The organism is Methylobacterium sp. Leaf123, assembly GCF_001423405.1.
Lineage (GTDB): Bacteria > Pseudomonadota > Alphaproteobacteria > Rhizobiales > Beijerinckiaceae > Methylobacterium.
Genome location: NZ_LMNS01000012.1, coordinates 562,918 through 579,115, shown reverse-complemented (window position 1 = coordinate 579,115; position 16,198 = coordinate 562,918). Strand labels below are relative to the sequence as shown.

13 protein-coding genes and 1 tRNA gene are annotated in these 16,198 nt (G+C 70.0%); 11 read left to right on the top strand and 3 right to left on the bottom strand.

Going from position 1 to position 16,198, the window contains the following annotated elements:
* Positions 1 to 7: 7 nt before the first annotated feature.
* From ASF53_RS12425 to ggt, 4 genes are all read left to right on the top strand, one after another.
* Positions 8 to 877, top strand: coding sequence for a branched-chain amino acid ABC transporter permease (locus ASF53_RS12425; RefSeq protein ID WP_056198329.1), 870 nt, complete (start codon positions 8 to 10; stop codon positions 875 to 877).
* A gap of 2 nt (positions 878 to 879) precedes the next feature.
* Positions 880 to 3,351, top strand: coding sequence for a branched-chain amino acid ABC transporter ATP-binding protein/permease (locus ASF53_RS12420; RefSeq protein ID WP_056198326.1), 2,472 nt, complete (start codon positions 880 to 882; stop codon positions 3,349 to 3,351).
* The gene (locus ASF53_RS12415; RefSeq protein ID WP_056198324.1) at positions 3,348 to 4,286 is read left to right on the top strand and encodes a polysaccharide deacetylase family protein; all 939 of its coding nucleotides are present in this window, start codon (positions 3,348 to 3,350) and stop codon (positions 4,284 to 4,286) included. Before ASF53_RS12420 ends, ASF53_RS12415 begins: the two co-directional genes overlap by 4 nt.
* Positions 4,287 to 4,367: 81 nt before the next feature.
* A complete protein-coding gene (gene ggt / locus ASF53_RS12410) occupies positions 4,368 to 6,077 on the top strand; it encodes a gamma-glutamyltransferase (protein WP_056198321.1) in 1,710 nt (569 codons plus the stop codon).
* A gap of 486 nt (positions 6,078 to 6,563) precedes the next feature.
* On the opposite strand, the gene ASF53_RS12405 is transcribed toward ggt, so the two are convergent.
* Positions 6,564 to 6,639: transfer RNA gene (locus tag ASF53_RS12405), tRNA-Lys, on the bottom strand.
* Positions 6,640 to 6,834: 195 nt separating this feature from the next.
* Here ASF53_RS12405 and hemC point away from each other — a divergent pair.
* Entirely contained in the window at positions 6,835 to 7,764 is a 930-nt protein-coding gene (gene hemC, locus ASF53_RS12400) for a hydroxymethylbilane synthase (protein ID WP_056198318.1), read from the top strand.
* A 149-nt stretch (positions 7,765 to 7,913) separates the two neighbouring features.
* On the opposite strand, the gene ASF53_RS12395 is transcribed toward hemC, so the two are convergent.
* On the bottom strand, positions 7,914 to 8,975 hold the full coding sequence (locus tag ASF53_RS12395; RefSeq protein WP_056198315.1) for a GSCFA domain-containing protein: 1,062 nt from the start codon (positions 8,973 to 8,975) through the stop codon (positions 7,914 to 7,916).
* A 47-nt stretch (positions 8,976 to 9,022) separates the two neighbouring features.
* On the opposite strand from ASF53_RS12395, the gene ASF53_RS12390 reads away from it, so the two are divergent.
* A complete protein-coding gene (locus ASF53_RS12390) occupies positions 9,023 to 10,045 on the top strand; it encodes a WcbI family polysaccharide biosynthesis putative acetyltransferase (RefSeq protein ID WP_056198313.1) in 1,023 nt (340 codons plus the stop codon).
* A 21-nt stretch (positions 10,046 to 10,066) separates the two neighbouring features.
* Here ASF53_RS12390 and ASF53_RS12385 read toward each other — a convergent pair whose 3' ends face one another.
* On the bottom strand, positions 10,067 to 10,465 hold the full coding sequence (locus tag ASF53_RS12385; RefSeq protein ID WP_056198310.1) for a response regulator: 399 nt from the start codon (positions 10,463 to 10,465) through the stop codon (positions 10,067 to 10,069).
* A 102-nt stretch (positions 10,466 to 10,567) separates the two neighbouring features.
* On the opposite strand from ASF53_RS12385, the gene ASF53_RS12380 reads away from it, so the two are divergent.
* The 5 genes from ASF53_RS12380 to ftsH all read left to right on the top strand — a co-directional run bounded on the left by ASF53_RS12380 (position 10,568) and on the right by ftsH (position 16,096).
* A complete protein-coding gene (locus tag ASF53_RS12380; protein WP_056198307.1) occupies positions 10,568 to 10,921 on the top strand; it encodes an Hpt domain-containing protein in 354 nt (117 codons plus the stop codon).
* A 377-nt stretch (positions 10,922 to 11,298) separates the two neighbouring features.
* Positions 11,299 to 11,811, top strand: a complete 513-nt coding sequence (pal, locus tag ASF53_RS12375) for a peptidoglycan-associated lipoprotein Pal (protein WP_003601510.1) — start codon at positions 11,299 to 11,301, stop codon at positions 11,809 to 11,811.
* A 174-nt stretch (positions 11,812 to 11,985) separates the two neighbouring features.
* Positions 11,986 to 13,011 (top strand): tol-pal system protein YbgF, encoded by a 1,026-nt coding sequence (gene ybgF, locus ASF53_RS12370; protein ID WP_056198304.1) that lies wholly within the window; start codon positions 11,986 to 11,988, stop codon positions 13,009 to 13,011.
* On the top strand, positions 13,008 to 14,030 hold the full coding sequence (tilS, locus tag ASF53_RS12365) for a tRNA lysidine(34) synthetase TilS (RefSeq protein ID WP_056198302.1): 1,023 nt from the start codon (positions 13,008 to 13,010) through the stop codon (positions 14,028 to 14,030). The genes ybgF and tilS overlap by 4 nt, the downstream gene beginning before the upstream one ends.
* 137 nt (positions 14,031 to 14,167) lie before the next feature.
* Positions 14,168 to 16,096 (top strand): ATP-dependent zinc metalloprotease FtsH, encoded by a 1,929-nt coding sequence (gene ftsH, locus ASF53_RS12360; protein ID WP_056198300.1) that lies wholly within the window; start codon positions 14,168 to 14,170, stop codon positions 16,094 to 16,096.
* Positions 16,097 to 16,198 lie beyond the last annotated feature (102 nt).

Here is a 16,198-nt window from a genome sequence, read left to right as displayed (position 1 = left end):
TGTCACCATGCTGACCAGCACCCTCGTCAGCGGGCTCGGCCTCGGCAGCATGTATGGGCTGGTCGCGCTCGGCTTCCACATCACCTTCGCGGTCTCCGGCACCGTGAACTTCGCGCAAGGGAGCGCCGTCACCCTCGGCGCAGTGCTGGGCTATACCTTCGCGGTCCAGCTCGGCTGGCCGATGCCGCTGGCCGTCGCCGCCGCCTTGGCCGGCTGCGCAGGGCTCGGGCTTGCCGTCGAGCGGCTGCTGGTGCGCCCCTTCGTCGTGCGCGGCTCCGATGCGTGGCTCCTGGCGACGGTGGCCGGCGGCATCATCCTCGACAACGTCCTGCTCTTCACCTTCGGCAAGGAACCGCGCAGCCTGCCCTCGGCGCTGGTCGCGGCGCCCGTGCAGGTTCTCGGCGCGGGCGTCTACCCGCTCCAGCTCGTGATCCCCGTCGTCGGCGTCGCGGCGGCAATCGCGATCCGCGCCGTGTTCCGCGGCACCGAACTCGGCCGCGTGCTGCTGGCCGTGGCCCAAAATTCGGAAGCCGCGCGGCTGATGGGCATCGACGTCGCCCGCACGGTGGCCTGCGCCTTCGCGCTCTCCGCCGTGCTCGCCGGTGCGGCGGGGCTGCTCATCGCGCCGCTCTTCTCCGTCTCGGCGGAAATGGGCGCCCTGTTCGGTATCAAGGCCTTCGCGGTGGCGATTCTCGGCGGCATCGGTTCGGCCACCGGCGTGGTGCTGGCGGGCCTCCTCTACGGCCTCGTGGAGGCCGGCGTCACCGCGACCCTCGGCTCCGGCGCGACCCAGATCGTCGTCTTCTCGGTCATCATTCTCGCGCTGGCACTCCGCCCGAACGGCCTGCTCGGCCGCGCCGCCGTCAATAAGGTTTGACCATGCGCTCGATCCTCCGGGCGCCGGCCGCGATGCCGCTCGCCATCCTGGCCCTGACGCTCGCGAGCCTTGGCCTCGTTGCCGCAACGAGCGGCTACAGCCACTTCGTCATCGCCCTCGTGGCCCTCACGGTGCTCGCCGGCACCGGCCTCAACGTCCTGCTCGGGCTCGCCGGCCTGATCTCCTTCGGCCATGCGGGGTTCTACGCGCTCGGGGCCTATGCCAGCGCGATTCTGACGCTTCAGGGCGTAAGCTTCTGGCTGGCACTTCCCGCCGCGGCGGGCCTCTCCGGCCTCGTTGGCGCGTTGCTCGCCGTGCCCGCGATGCGGGTGCGCGGGCCCTATCTCGCCATGGTGACGATCGCGTTCGGCTTCCTCGTCGAGCACGCGCTGATCGAGGGCGGGGAACTCACCGGCGGGCAGAACGGCCTCGTGGTCGCGACCGGCCCGAGCCTGTTCGGCCTGCCCCTCGGTGAGCGCGACCTCGCGATCCTCGCGGTAACGGCAGCGGGCCTCAGCCTCTACGGCTTCCACCGGCTCCGCCATGCCCGCCTCGGACAGGCCCTGCGAGCGGTGCGCGACGCCGATGTCGCCGCCGCCTCGCTCGGCTTCGATCCGGTCCGGGTGAAGACCGCCGCCTTCGCGATCTCGGCGGCGCTGACCGGGCTCGCAGGCGCGGTGCTGCCGCCGCTGATGCTGTTCATCGCGCCGAGCTCCTTCCCCTTCACGCAGTCGATCCTGTTCGTTCTCGCGGTGGTGGTCGGCGGGGCCGGCACCGTGCTCGGCCCCCTGTTCGGCGCGCTGGTGACGGTGCTGCTGCCCGAGGCGCTGGCGGGGCTGGCCGAGTACCGGCTGCTGTTCTTCGGCCTCACCACCCTCGTCGTGCTCTGGCTCGTGCCGGCCGGCCTCGTCGGTAGCCTCGCCCGCCTGCTGCCGCGGGACGGCGGGGCGCACTCGGAGCCGGGATCGGAAGCGCCGGACTTCCTGCATAGAGCCGGGGGCGAGCCGCTCGCCGTCGAGGGGCTCGGCATCGCCTTCGGTGGCATCCGGGCGGCGGACGGGGTCGCCTTCGAAGCATCGCCCGGCGCGATCACCAGCGTCATCGGTCCGAACGGCGCCGGCAAGACCACCGTCCTCAACATGATCTCCGGCTTCTACCGGCCGAGCACCGGCACGATCCGCCTCGGCGCGCGCGAACTCGCCGGACGGCCGGCCCACGCCATCGCCCGCGCCGGCATCGCCCGCACCTATCAGACGACGCGGCTGTTCGGTTCGCTCAGCGTCATCGAGAACGTCATCCTCGCCCGTGCGCCGGGGCGCCTACTGCGCCGGGCGCAGGCGCGGGACCGGCAGGAGGCGGCAGCCCTGCTAGCTTTCGTCGGCTATGCCGGCGCCCTCGACCGTCCGGCCTCCGAGCTGCCGCATGTCGACCGGCGTCTCGTCGAGATCGCCCGCGCGCTGGCCGGGACCCCGCTTGTGCTGCTCCTCGACGAGCCGGCGGCGGGCCTCGCCCGTGCCGAGACCGACCGTCTCGGCGCGTTGCTGCGCCGGATCGCGGCCTGCGGCATCGCGGTGATCCTCGTCGAGCACGACATGCCCCTTGTGATGGGCGTATCCGACCGCATCCTCGTCATGGATGCGGGCCGCCCCATTGCCCGCGGCACGCCGGCCGAGGTGCGGCGCGACCCCGCCGTGCTCCGCGCCTATCTCGGGGCCGCCGAGACCCCGGCCCGGCCGCGGGCGGCGCCCTGGACCGGCGCAGCCGACGCGGTACTGTCCGCCCACGGCCTGCGCGCCGGCTACGGCGCCGCGCCCGTCCTCGACGGCATCGCTCTCGCGGTGCGGCCGGGCGAGACCGTGGCGTTGCTCGGCTCCAACGGGGCCGGCAAGTCGACGGCGATGCGGGCGCTCGCCGGCCTGCTGCGCCCGGTCGAGGGGTCGATCGTGCTCGCGGACGCGCCGGTCGCAGCCCTGCCGGCGCATAGGATCGCGCGCCTCGGCCTCGCCCTCGTGCCGGAGGGGCGGCAGGTCTTTCCCGAACTCACCGTGGTCGAGAACATCCGCCTCGGCGCTTGGAGCCGCAGCGGCCGGGTCGATCCGGCGGAGGTCGAGGCCCTGCTCGACCGCTTCCCGCGCCTGCGCGAGCGGGCGGGCAGCCGCGCCGGCCTGCTCTCGGGCGGGGAGCAGCAGATGCTCGCCATCGCCCGCGGGATGATGGCGCATCCGCGCATCCTCCTGCTCGACGAGCCCTCCCTCGGGCTCGCCCCCGCGATCATCAACAGCCTCTACGCCACCGTCGCCGAGCTGCGCGATGCGGGCACGACGATTCTGATCGTCGATCAAATGGCTGCGCTGGCGCTGACCGTGGCGGACCGAGGCTACGTCCTGGAACAGGGACGCGTCGCCGCATCCGGCACGGCGGCGGAGCTCAAGGCGGACGCGGCCCTTGAGGCGGCCTATCTCGGAGCGGCGTGACGGTGCACGCCTCCCACACCAACAGGATCGAGACCATCCCCGTGACGACATCGGCGCCGCCCCCGGCCGGCCATGGCCGCTACGCCTATTCCGCCCTGCCGGACCGCCCGGTCTACGATTGGCCGGGGGGAAAACGCCTCGCGGTCTATCTCGCCCTCAACCTCGAAACCTTCGATTTCGGTGGCGGACTCGGCGCCGAACTGGCACCCGGCGGGCCGCAGCCGGACGTGCTCAACTATGCTTGGCGCGATTGGGGCAACCGGGTCGGCGCATGGCGCATCCGCGACCTGCTCGATGACCTGCAGATGCCGGCGAGCATCCTCGTCAACAGTCGGATCTACCGGGACTGTCCGGGCCTGATCGAAGCCTTCCGCGTCCGCGGCGACGAGATCGTCGGGCATGGGCGCAGCAATTCCGAGCGGCAAGGCACCCTCTCGGAAGCCGAGGAGCGCGCCCTCATCGCCGAGGCAACCGCGGTGCTGACGCGGGAGGAGGGCAGGGCACCGGCGGGCTGGCTCGGACCCTGGATCTCACAGTCGCGGGTCACACCGGACCTGCTGGCGGAGGCGGGCTACCGCTACCTGCTCGACTGGTGCCACGACGACCAGCCGACTTGGTTCGCAACCCGCGACGGCGGGCGCATCCTCTCGGTGCCCTATCCGCAGGAGCTGAACGACATCCCCGCGATCGTCGCCCGCAAGGACGAGCCCCGCGCCTTCGCCGAGGCCATCACCGACGCCTTCGAGGAGATGCTCGACCAGTCGCGCCGCGCGCCGCTCGTCATGGGCATCGCCCTCCACCCCTACATCGTCGGCCAGCCGCACCGGCTGCGCCCCCTGCGCCAGGCGCTCGAACGGATCGCCGGGTATCGCGACACGGTCTGGCTCACCACGGCCGGCGCGATCGCGGCGCATGCCGCCGAAGTGGTGGAGTAGCCGCACCGTGCGGCCGGCCTCAGGCCTCACCGGGCAACCGATCGCTCGCCCGGCCCCAGCGGAAGCCCCGGAGACGCGGCCATGGATCAGAGCGAAGATCATCGAACCCGTGCGCCGGCCGCCTCGCGGCGCGCGCTTCTCCTGACCTCCGCGGTGGCCCTGGGGGCGACGACCATGCCGAGCCGTCTCTTCGCCGAAGCGAGTGTCCCCCGCGGCGCCCTCGCCCAATCCCGCCAGGGCATGGTGACGAGCCCGCACGAACTCGCCAGCGAAGCCGGGCGGGCGGTGCTGCGGGCCGGCGGCAACGCCATCGAGGCGGCGATCGCCATCAACGCGACTCTGTGTGTGACCTATCCGCATTTCTGCGGCCTGGGCGGTGACGCCTTCATGATCGTCAGCGACCGCAACGGCGCCAGCTTCACCCTGTCCGGCATCGGCCAAGCCGCCGCGAAGCGGCCGGATGACGGCCAGCCGATCCCGCTTCGCGGGCCGGGCTCGGCGATCACGGCGGCGGCGGCCGTCGATACTTGGGAGCAAGCCTTCACCTACAGCCAGCGGGCCTGGGGCGGGCGGCATTCCTGGAAGGGGCTATTCCAGCGGGCCATCGCCTACGCATCGGACGGCTTTCCCCTGACGCCGTCGCAACGCTTCTGGGCGAACTTCCGCGCCAAGGAGATCGGCAACTGGCCCGATGTCGTGCGCGTGTTCACGGCTGAGGGCCGCATCCCGGATGTCGGGGAGACGTTCCGCCAACCCGACCTCGCCCGCACCCTGACGACGCTCGCGGAGAACGGCGGCCGCGATTTCTACGAGGGCGAGCTGGCCCACCGGATCGCGCGCGGCCTGCACCAGGCGGGTTCGCCCCTCACAGCCGACGACCTCGCCCGCTGCCGGGCCCGGAACGAGAGCGCGCTGCGCGTGCCCTACCGGGGCGGGGAACTCGTCAGCCTGCGCCCGCCGACGCAGGGCCTCACCACCCTCGAGATCATGGGAATTCTCGACCGTTTCGACGTGGCCTCCATCCCCGAGGGCAGCGCCGATTACTACCACCTCCTCGTCGAGGCGGTGAAGCGGGCCTTCATCGACCGCAACCGCTTCATCGCCGATCCCGATTTCTTCGATGTGCCGGTCGATCGCCTGCTATCGGCCTCGCACCTCGACGCGCAGGCCCGGAGCATCGATCCGCGCAAGGCGGCATCCTGGCCGCATGTCTTCAAGACCGGCGATACCGTCTTCATCGGAGCTGCCGACCGCGACGGCAATTGTGTCAGCCTGCTGCAGACGGTCTATTTCGACTGGGGAAGCGGCGTCGTCGCGGGCGATACCGGCATTCTCTGGCACAACCGCGGCGCGTCCTTCAGCGTGGACGCTAACAGCATCAACGTGGTGCGCCCTGGAAAGCGTCCGTTCCACACGCTCAATCCCGGCATGTATTTCAAGAACGGCCGTCCGGCGTTGCTGTACGGAACACAGGGCGCCGACGGCCAGCCGCAGACCCTCGCTGCCGTGCTGACGCGCCTGATCGATTACCGGATGGATCCGCTCACCGCTCTCGCGCGGCCCCGGTTCCTTCTGGGCAAGACGTTCTCGGACAGCCGCGACAGCTTGAAGCTCGAACTCGATGCGGGTCAGGCCGTGTTCGACGAGTTGAAGGCGCGAGGGCACGCGATCAGCCCCATCCCCGCCCAGAGCCCCCTGGCCGGCCATCCGGGCGCGATCCGCATCGAAGATGACGGCCGCTTCGTCGGCGCCCACGATCCGCGCAGTGACGGCTTGGCCCTCGGCCTCTGAAACCGTCAGGATGTCGATTGTCTCAAAGGCGGTTCATCGACGGGCAAAAGCCGCACTCGGCCGTCGGATAGTTAGAGGTTCGAGAGTTGCCCGTGGACTCGGCGTTTGATCCCGTGGTGTGGTGGTATGTTTGACCACCATGCGGCGAGGGATGCGCTGTGGGCCAAGTTCGTCACGGCAGCGCCCGCGCGACACAACGACGTCAAGAGAGCATGAGGGCGGCGGCCAGGCGCGTCAGCAGCAGCCCGACCCCTGTGCAGACGTGGCGCGATCGGGAGACACCGGCCGATGCCGCCAAGGGGCCGAAAAGGCCGCGCCCCATGCCGACACGATCACCACGAGCCGCTACAATCGCAACGCATTGTCAAAGTCGAGGAGGTTCGCAGAACTGAGGGTGATCAGCAGGGCAGGAACGCCGCGTAATCCATCACTTCCAACAGGTCTCCAACGCCTCGAAGGCATTGACTGCGAAGTGTCTGAAAGATTTGGTGGGCGCACTAGGGTTCGAACCTAGGACCCGCTGATTAAGAGTCAGCTGCTCTACCAACTGAGCTATGCGCCCGAAGCGTCCCGGAGGAAGCTGCACCGCCGGGCCACCAATCCCGTTCGGTGGCGGCGGATTAGCAACGGGCGGACGGTGTGTCCAGCCCCTTGCGAAAAGTTTTCCGACAATGTGCCGCCGGGACCTCGCCTCCCGTGCGGCCCCACCGGCGCGCCGGCGCGTGACGGGCGGCATCGTCTCGGGTAAAGCGCGAGCATGAGCCTTTCACGCGCCTTGCGAATCGGAACCCGTGGCAGCCCGATGGCGCTGGCCCAGACCGGCATGGTCCGCGATCGGATCGTCGCCGCCAATCCGGGGCTGGAGACGGAGATCGTCGTCGTCTCGACCGTGGCCGACCGCGTGCTCGACCGGCCGCTCTCCGAGATCGGCGGCAAGGGCCTGTTCACCAAGGAGCTGGAACAGGCGCTGTTCGCCGACGAGATCGACATCGCCGTTCACTCGATGAAGGACGTGGAGACGTGGCTGCCCGAGGGGCTCGCCATCGCCTGCATCCTGGAACGCGACGACCCGCGCGATGCCTTCCTCAGCGCGAACGGGGCCAAGGGCTTGGCCGATTTGCCGCCCGGCGCACGGGTCGGCACCTCCTCGCTCCGGCGTGGGGCGCAGGTGCTGATGCACCGGCCCGATCTCAGCATCGTGCCCCTGCGCGGCAACGCCAACACCCGGATGCGCAAGCTGGAAGCGGGGGAGTGCGATGCCACGCTGCTGGCGCTCGCCGGCCTGCAGCGCCTCGGGATGGCGGATGTAGCGCGCAGCGTGCTCTCGGTGGAGGAGATGCTTCCGGCCGTGGCGCAGGGTGCACTCGGCATCGAGTGCCGGGCCGGTGATGACGCGATCCGAGCGCTGCTGGCGCCCGTCGCCTGCGCCACCACGACGACGGCGCTCGATGCGGAGCGCGGGCTCCTTGCCGAACTCGACGGGTCCTGCCGCACCCCCATCGCCGCGCTCGCGCAGGTGACGGGGGATCGCATCAGCCTCGACGGGCTGCTGTTCCTGCCGGATGGCAGCCGCCACTGGGCGGTCCATCGCGAGGGAATGGCCGCGGATGCCGATGCGATCGGCCGCGATGCCGGCGCCGAACTGAAGCGGGCAGCGGGCGACGTCTACTTCGCCCACCTCAAGTAGCCCCGGATCATCCCAAACCCGACTGAGCCCCTTGGGAGGGCGGATTTGGGCTTCGGCGGGATCCCGGCGTGCCGACACGATGGGTCGCGTCCTCACGCGCCGCGCGGGCTGAGCGTTATGCGTCCCGCTCGGATCGAGCGGAACGCCTCTCAGGCGAGGCTGCGTTCGATCGTCTCCTCGTCGCAGATGACGCCTGCGGTGCCGGCGAACTCTGCTTCGCTGTCGTGGGCGCGCGGCGGCTCCGGTTTCTCGGCCGAACCGGGGGCGAAGCTGGCCATGAAGGCGCGCATCACGTGGGCGACGCCGGCCTCGGCGATGCCGCGCTGGTCTTCCTCGTAATAGCGCCCGCCATTGGTGTGGCTCGTGATGATCTCGTAGGACGGGAAGTAGACGAGGCGCGGATCGTTGCGTTCGCAGATCTCCCCGGCAGCCGCCCGCAGCACCGCCTTCGAGTGTGCGTTGGCGACGAGCACGTGCTGGTCGCAATAGGTCGCGATCAGCGGCACCGGTGAGACGGTGAGGATGACCCGCGCACCCGCATTCACGCTCCAGAGCCGAGCGAGGAACCCGTTGACGTCGGCGATCACCTCGGCCGTACCCGCATTGACGAAGGCGACCTCCTGCGAATCGAACTGACCGCCCGCCACGCCCGGCGCGAGGGAGAGCGCCGCCCCATCGGCGCGGCAACGCCAACCCTCAGTGAGGCCGAGCGTCACGACCAGCACGTCGAGGCTCTCGAAGAGGTCGCGCACCCGGGCGAGATGGGTTTCGCGGGCTTCGATCACCGCCGCCTCGTCGGCAAAGCCTGCGGGTTCGATGGTCGGGCGGAACGGATCGACGAGGCGCCCGTCCTCCCGCTGCCACGCCTTGAGTTGCGGATCGAAGGCGCCGAAGGCCCGGTCGAAGAGCTGCACGAACTGCCGCGGGCCGTAGAGATTGCCGTAGCGCGCCGAGAAGGTGCCGAACTGACGCGCCGCCGCCTCGGCCTCGCTCAACCCATCGGGTGCGGTTTCCGTGACGTGGTAGCGGAATCCGCCGCGGGCGAGCGCCTGCGAGACGCGCTGCGCGAAGCAGGAGCCGGCGGTGGCAACGCGATCGGTGCGGGCGATGCGGAAGGTCTCCCGCGGCCCCGGATCGAGGGCGAAGGGCGGCACGCCCGCCACCGCCTTGCGCCAGAAGCGCTCGGCCGGTAGATCGCGGTAAGGGTTCATCGCCTGATCCGTTCCTGCACGCATGCCCGCGAGAGGCCGCGCGCCGCTTGGCCCCGCTCCCCGTCCTTTTCAAACCGATCGCCCCGGCCGTCCAGGCCTTCGCAGCGCAGCCGTTCTCCCCGCGATCCTGGGCGAGACCGTGGCAGCGGCCGGCTGGCCGCCCGCGGATCGTGGTGATCGGCAATTGCCAGGCGGCTGGCGTCGCGCAGGCCCTGCGGCTGCTGCTGCCGGGGGCCGCGGTCGAAACGCTCCTCGTTGCCCGACTCGGCAAACGGTTCGGGCATCTCGATCGGCTGGCACGCCATCTCGGCAACGCCGATTACGTCTTCTCACATTTCTTTCCCACGGGCTTTGTCGCGGGCGGCAATGTCCATGGGCTGGCCGAACGCGTGCCGGGCCTTCGGCTGTTTCCGACGATGCTGTTCTCCGGCTTCCACCCCGATCTCATCCATGTGGGCGACGAAGCGAGCCTGAGGCTGTCGCGTCTCGTCGCCTCGCCGATCGGGCCGTATCACTCGGCAATCGCGCTCCACGGCTTCCGACAGGGACTGAGCCTCGAGGCGACCCTGCGGCTCTATACCGGTGCCGTCTTCGAGCGGCTCGGCTATTTCGACCTGTGGCAGGCGAGCGCCGATTACCTGCTGCGCACGGCCCGCGATGTCGGGTTCGGCCTGGAACGGGAATTCGCGTTGTGGAGTCGCGGCGGCGTGTTCATGCACGTTATCAATCACCCGCACCTGCACGTTCTCGGCGACATCGCCCGGCGCCTCGCCCGTGAGACCGGCTGCGACCCGCTCGACATCCCGGTCGAGGCCTACGCGCCCGATGCGCTCACATCCGAGCCGGTCTGGCCGGTCCTGCCGGGAATCGCCGAACGCTACGGCGTGCCGGGCTCGACCCTGTTCAAGGGCGACGGCCGCCGCACCGCGCCGCGCCTGCTCGAACTGCCGGATTTCGTGGCCGAGAGCTTCGCCCTCTATGCCCGGCATCGGCCGGAAGACCTCACCAATGCGCGGGTCGAGGCCTGGGAAAAGGATCAGGAGATCGGTGCGCTCTTTGGCGCGGCGTAGATCGATTCGGCTCGGCCTGCGTCAGCCGGCGACGCGGCGCCCCTCTCCGAGGCCGAGCGATGCGGCCATCACGCTTGCCAGCTCCACGATCTCCCGCGCCTCGAATGGCTTGCGGATATAGAGGCTGCCGGGAACCGTGCGGCTCTCGATCTGCGCCCCAGTCGACGCGTAGACGACCGGCCGCGTCGGATGACGCTCGCGATAGGCCGCGGCCACGGTCCAGCCGTCGATCAGGCCGGGCAAGAGAATGTCGGTGAACAGCCAATCGATGGCCGCGCCCCCGTCCCGCAGCGTCGTCAGCGCGGCCTCGCCGCTCGAGGCGGCAAGCACGCGCATGCCCTCACGCTCGCACAGCCGCGTCAGCATCTCGAGTAGCAGGTAATTGTCCTCGACGATGAGCACGGTCGGGGCGGAAGGCATGGCCTTTGTCCAGTTTGCGGCGCGCCCATCACATGGCGGAACAGTTAATGCATCATTAACTCCACTGCCGCATAGCAAGTTTTGGCAAAGCTGAGCAATGGAATGAATGAGCCTGACGCGCAGCGTCCCGCCCAGGCACAGGCCTTCGATGCCGAGGCACTGGCGGAGCTGGAGGACCTGTTCGGCCGCCCCCGCCTCATGGAGCTGCTCGAAGTCCTCGATCACGAGATCGCCATCCGCCTCGATCCGCCGGCCAGCGAGGCGTCGCGCTTGGCCAGTGACGCCCACATCCTCGTCTCGTCGAGCGGCGCATTGTCCTTCCACCGCCTATCGGGCGCCTGTGCGGCCCTGGAGCAGGCCTGTCTGAGCGGTGCGGACATCGCGCCGCCGCTGGACATTGCCGTTCACGCCGCCCGCCAGGCTCGGAACGCGATCGCGACGTTACGCGGCGTGTGAGGTGGGCCCTGTTGCCGCATCGCAACATCGGCAGGCAAAGCGTTGCCGTTGCCGCGCGCGCCCACGGCCCGCCGCAATCCTGGGCAGAACAGTGAGGCCGCTGCCGTCGAGCTTGGATCGGCGACGGGCCGGGTGCGGTCGCGCACGGCTCTCGGGCCCGTCTCACGGACAGACAGCGGCACGGGTGCTTGCGTGAGAGACACTTAACCATCCCCAGCTACACCGTTCAGGACGAGAACGCTCTGCGCCGCCACGCATCCGTGTCCGGTGATCGGGAGCGCCTTCAGACTGAGATTCGGAGCCGGCCCTGATCGCCAGACGATCGGAGCAGGCACCGGCAGGACAACCGGCACGGCTCGGCCGTGAGGAGAGAGACGATGTCGACACCCGCGCGTTTCCGTGGGCTTTCCCTGACGCTGGCACTCTGCGCCGCACTCGGCCTCGGCGCCTGCAGCAAGGACAGCGATCTTGCCGACGCGTCCGGCTTCGGTGCGGGTGGCCCCGGAGGCGCAGCCCGCCCCGGCAGCGCCCAGGATTTCGTGGTGAATATCGGCGACCGGGTGTTCTTCGAGTCCGACTCGACCGATCTCACCCCGACCGCGACCGCCACCCTCGACAAGCAGGCATCGTGGCTCCAGCGCTACCCGCGCTATAGCTTCCTCATCGAGGGCCATGCCGACGAGCGCGGCACGCGGGAGTACAACTATTCTCTCGGCGCCCGCCGCGCGCAGACGGTGCAGGATTACCTCGCCTCCCGCGGCATCTCGGCCTCGCGGATGCGGACGGTGTCCTACGGCAAGGAGCGCCCGGTGGCGGTCTGCAACGACATCTCCTGCTGGTCGCAGAACCGCCGTTCCGTCAGCGTTCTCGACGGCGGCGCAGGCTCCTAAAGTCGGGTGCGGGCCCGGTTTTGCGGCCGACCGGGCCATCTGCTATCGGGTAAGCGTGCCTCATCGAACCGCCGGTCGTCGACCGTCGCCGCTCCGGCCGCGACGGCGCTGCGGAGGTTTCGGGGAGGACACGACGTCGGCCGCGAACCAAAAGACCGATCGGTGCCAGCCGCCATGTTCCGCCGCCTCCTCCTGACCCTCGGACTCGGTTTCGCGATCGCGCCAGCGGTGCTTTGCGGCGCGCAGGCGCAGGATGCGTCGGAACTCGTGGTGCGCCTCAACCGCCTCGAGAACGTGTCCCGGCAGCTCTCGGGACAAATCGAGACGCTCCAGTACGAGAACCGGCAGCTCAAGGAACAGCTTCGGAAGTTCCAGGAGGATGTCGAGTTCCGCTTCCAGGAAGGGAAGGGGAGCGCCGCCGCCCCCGCTCGCAAGGCCCCGGCACCCGCCGCGGCACCGCCCTCCGCCACCCCCTATGGCACCAATCCGGGTGAGGGCCGGCCCGGCAAGCGCAGCGATGCCTTCGATCCCGAGCAGAACCCGAACGCGCCGGGCGCCCCGAAGCCGCTCGGGACGACGCAGCCCTCCCTGCCTTTGCCGACCGGCGCCATCGCCGAGGCCGAGACACCCCTGCGCCGCTCCGTCCCCCCGACGGTGGTCGAAGCGGAGGCCGACGCGTCCGAGGACGGGGATCTGCCACCGCCCGGCTTCGGCGGTCCGGTGGATCTCTCACCGCCGCCCGCGCGCACCGGGTCGATCGCGCCGGTAGAAGCCCCCGTTGGGAGCGCCAGCATTGCCGCCACCGGCAGCGGCGACGCGCAGGCCGATTTCGAGGCCGCCTACGCCCTCATTCGCGAGCGCCAGTACGAGCAGGCCGAGATGAGCCTGCGCCAGTTCATCCAGTCGCATCCGCGCGACCGGCTGGTGCCGAAGGCGACCTACTGGCTCGGTGAGAGCTACCTCCAGCGCAGCCGCTCCCGCGAAGCCGCCGAGCAATTCCTGAAGGTCTCGACCGACTACGCCAATTCGCCCGTCGCACCCGAGGCGATGCTGAAGCTCGGCACCTCCCTGCATGCGCTCGGGGCCAAGGCCCAGGCCTGCGCCACGCTGGCCGAGGTCGAGCGGAAGTTTCCGAGCGCCGGCGCCAACGTGCGCCAGGGCGTCGAGCGCGAGCAGAAGCGCGCCCGCTGCGCCGCTTGAGCGCGACGCTCCTCGACGAACGCCTCGCCCGCGCCCTCGCACCCTTCCTCGACGATTCCGCTCGCCCGGCGCTGCTCGCCGTCTCGGGCGGCCCCGATTCCACGGCGCTGATGCACGCGGCGGCCCGATCGGGGAACGACCGGGTCTGCGTCGCGACAGTGGACCACGCCCTCCGACCGGGTTCGGTCGAAGAGGCGATCGGAGTCGGGCACCTCGCCGCCGAACTCGGCCTCATCCACACGATTCTGACCTGGGATGCGCCGCGACACGGCAGCCGTATCCAGGCTGCCGCACGCGGCGCCCGCTACAGGCTCCTTGCGGACCATGCCGCGCGGATCGGCGCCCACCTCGTTCTCACGGCTCACACGCTCGACGATCAGGCCGAGACCGTGCTGATGCGTCTCATCGCCGGAAGTGGGCCCTCCGGTCTCGCCGGGATGCGGAACGAGCGCCCGCTGGCACCGGGCATCCGATTGGCGCGGCCCTTCCTCAGCATCCCTAAGGCCGACCTCGTGGCCTATTGCGAGCGGCACCAGCTTCCGTTCTTGCGCGATCCCTCCAACACGGACGAGCGCTTCACCCGAGCCCGGTTGCGCCGCCTTCTACCGCTGCTCGCGGAGGAGGGCCTGAACGCAGCGCGACTCGGCCGCCTTGCCGCTCGGGCCGGGCGGGACGACGCGGCGCTGAGGCAGCGTGCCGAGGCCGTGTTGTCGCGGATCACGCGCACCGATGAGCGGAGCCTGCGACTCGACGGCGATCGCCTGCGCCGCGAACCAAGCGCCATCGTCTTACGCGTCATCGACGCAGCGTTCGATATGGTCGCGCTAGCGCACGAGCCACCCGTCCCGAAACGCCTGGAACGGCTCGAGACCCTCGTTCTTGACGCGCTGCTGCCGGCTCTGGCCGAGGGGAGGGCGGTGCGTCGCACCCTCCGCGGCGTGCTGATCGCGGCGGACGGGGAGGGGACGATCCGCCTTGCCGCGGCACCGCCGCGAAGGGCGCCGGACCGCCGCCGCTAACGTTATGCGGTCGCCCTCGCCGCAGGTGAAGCCGATTTACTTGGCAACCGGTGGGGCGCCGCCTACATTGGCGGGGAGTGCGTGGGGTATGCCGCGACATTGCGGGACGACGCTCGCACGCCTCCCAGGACCGATCGATGAACCCGAATTTCCGCAATTTCGCCCTGTGGGTCGTCATCTTCCTGCTGGTGCTCGCCCTCGTGACCCTGTTCCAGAACCCGGGTCACCGTGGCGGCGGCAGTGAGATCGCCTACAGCCAGCTCCTGAACGATGCCGACGCCGGCAAGATTCAGTCCGTCACGATTTCCGGCCAGGACGTGAGCGGCACCTATGTGGGCGGCGGCAACTTCACCAGCTACGCCCCGAACGACCCGAGCCTGGTCTCGAAGCTCCAGGGCAAGGGTGTGCAGATCACCGCGCGTCCGCCCTCCGACAACACGCCCTGGTTCATCCAGCTTCTCGTGAGCTGGCTGCCGATCCTCGTGTTCATCGGCGCCTGGATCTTCCTTTCGCGCCAGATGCAGTCCGGCGCCGGGCGCGCCATGGGCTTCGGCAAGTCGAAGGCCAAGCTCCTCAACGAGGCGCATGGGCGCGTCTCCTTCGACGACGTGGCCGGCGTCGAGGAAGCCAAGGAGGACCTTCAGGAGATCGTCGAGTTCCTGCGCGATCCCCAGAAGTTCCAGCGCCTCGGCGGCCGCATCCCGCGCGGCGTGCTGCTCGTCGGCCCGCCCGGCACCGGGAAGACCCTGATCGCCCGCGCGGTCGCGGGTGAGGCCAACGTGCCCTTCTTCACGATCTCCGGTTCGGACTTCGTCGAGATGTTCGTTGGCGTCGGCGCGAGCCGTGTCCGCGACATGTTCGAGCAGGCGAAGAAGAACGCGCCCTGCATCATCTTCATCGACGAGATCGACGCGGTCGGCCGCCATCGCGGCGCCGGCCTCGGCGGCGGCAATGACGAGCGCGAGCAGACCCTCAACCAGCTCCTCGTGGAGATGGACGGATTCGAGGCCAACGAGGGCGTCATCATCATCGCGGCGACCAACCGCCCCGACGTGCTCGACCCGGCCCTGCTGCGTCCCGGCCGTTTCGACCGCCAGATCATGGTGCCGAACCCGGACGTGACGGGCCGCGAGCGCATCCTGCGCGTTCACGTCCGCAAGGTGCCGCTGGCGCCCGATGTCGATCTCAAGGTCATTGCCCGCGGCACGCCCGGCTTCTCGGGTGCCGACCTGATGAACCTCGTCAACGAGTCGGCCTTGCTTGCCGCACGCCGCGGCAAGCGCATCGTCACGATGCACGAGTTCGAGGACGCCAAGGACAAGGTGATGATGGGCGCCGAGCGGCGCACCCTGGTCATGACCGAGGACGAGAAGCGGCTCACCGCCTACCACGAAGGCGGCCATGCCATCGTCGCCTTCAACGTCCCGGCCACCGATCCCGTGCACAAGGCGACAATCATTCCCCGCGGTCGGGCGCTCGGCATGGTCATGCAGTTGCCCGAGCGCGACAAGCTGTCGATGTCGTTCGAGCAGATGACCTCGCGGCTGGCGATCATGATGGGCGGCCGCATCGCCGAGGAGATGATCTTCGGCAAGGATAAGGTGACCTCCGGCGCCCAGTCCGACATCGAGCAGGCGACGCGGCTGGCCAAGATGATGGTCACCCGCTGGGGCTTCTCGCCGGAGCTCGGCACCGTCGCCTACGGCGACAACAACGACGAGGTCTTCCTCGGCATGTCGATGGGCCGCCAGCAGACGGTCTCGGAGGCCACCGCCCAGAAGATCGATGCGGAAGTGCGCCGCCTCGTCGAGGCGGGCCTGGAGGAGGCGCGCCGCATCCTCGCGGAGCGCAAGGATGATCTCGAGGCGCTGGCGCAGGGCCTGCTCGAATACGAGACCCTGTCCGGCGACGAGATCCGCAAGCTGCTCCAGGGCGAGCCGCCGGTGCGCGACTCGGGCGACGTCCCGCCGACCCCGGCGCGCGGTTCGCCGGTGCCCTCGACCGGCCGTGGCCGCCCGCGCGGCAGCGACGGCGGGTTGGAGCCGAGCCCGCAGCCGCAGGGCTGATCGCCAGACCCAAGTTGGAGAAGGGGCGCTGCGAGGCGCCCCTTTTTCGTGGCCATCGCGCAGCAACGCACCGACAGGCCGTTCCTCAAGACAAGCGTGTAG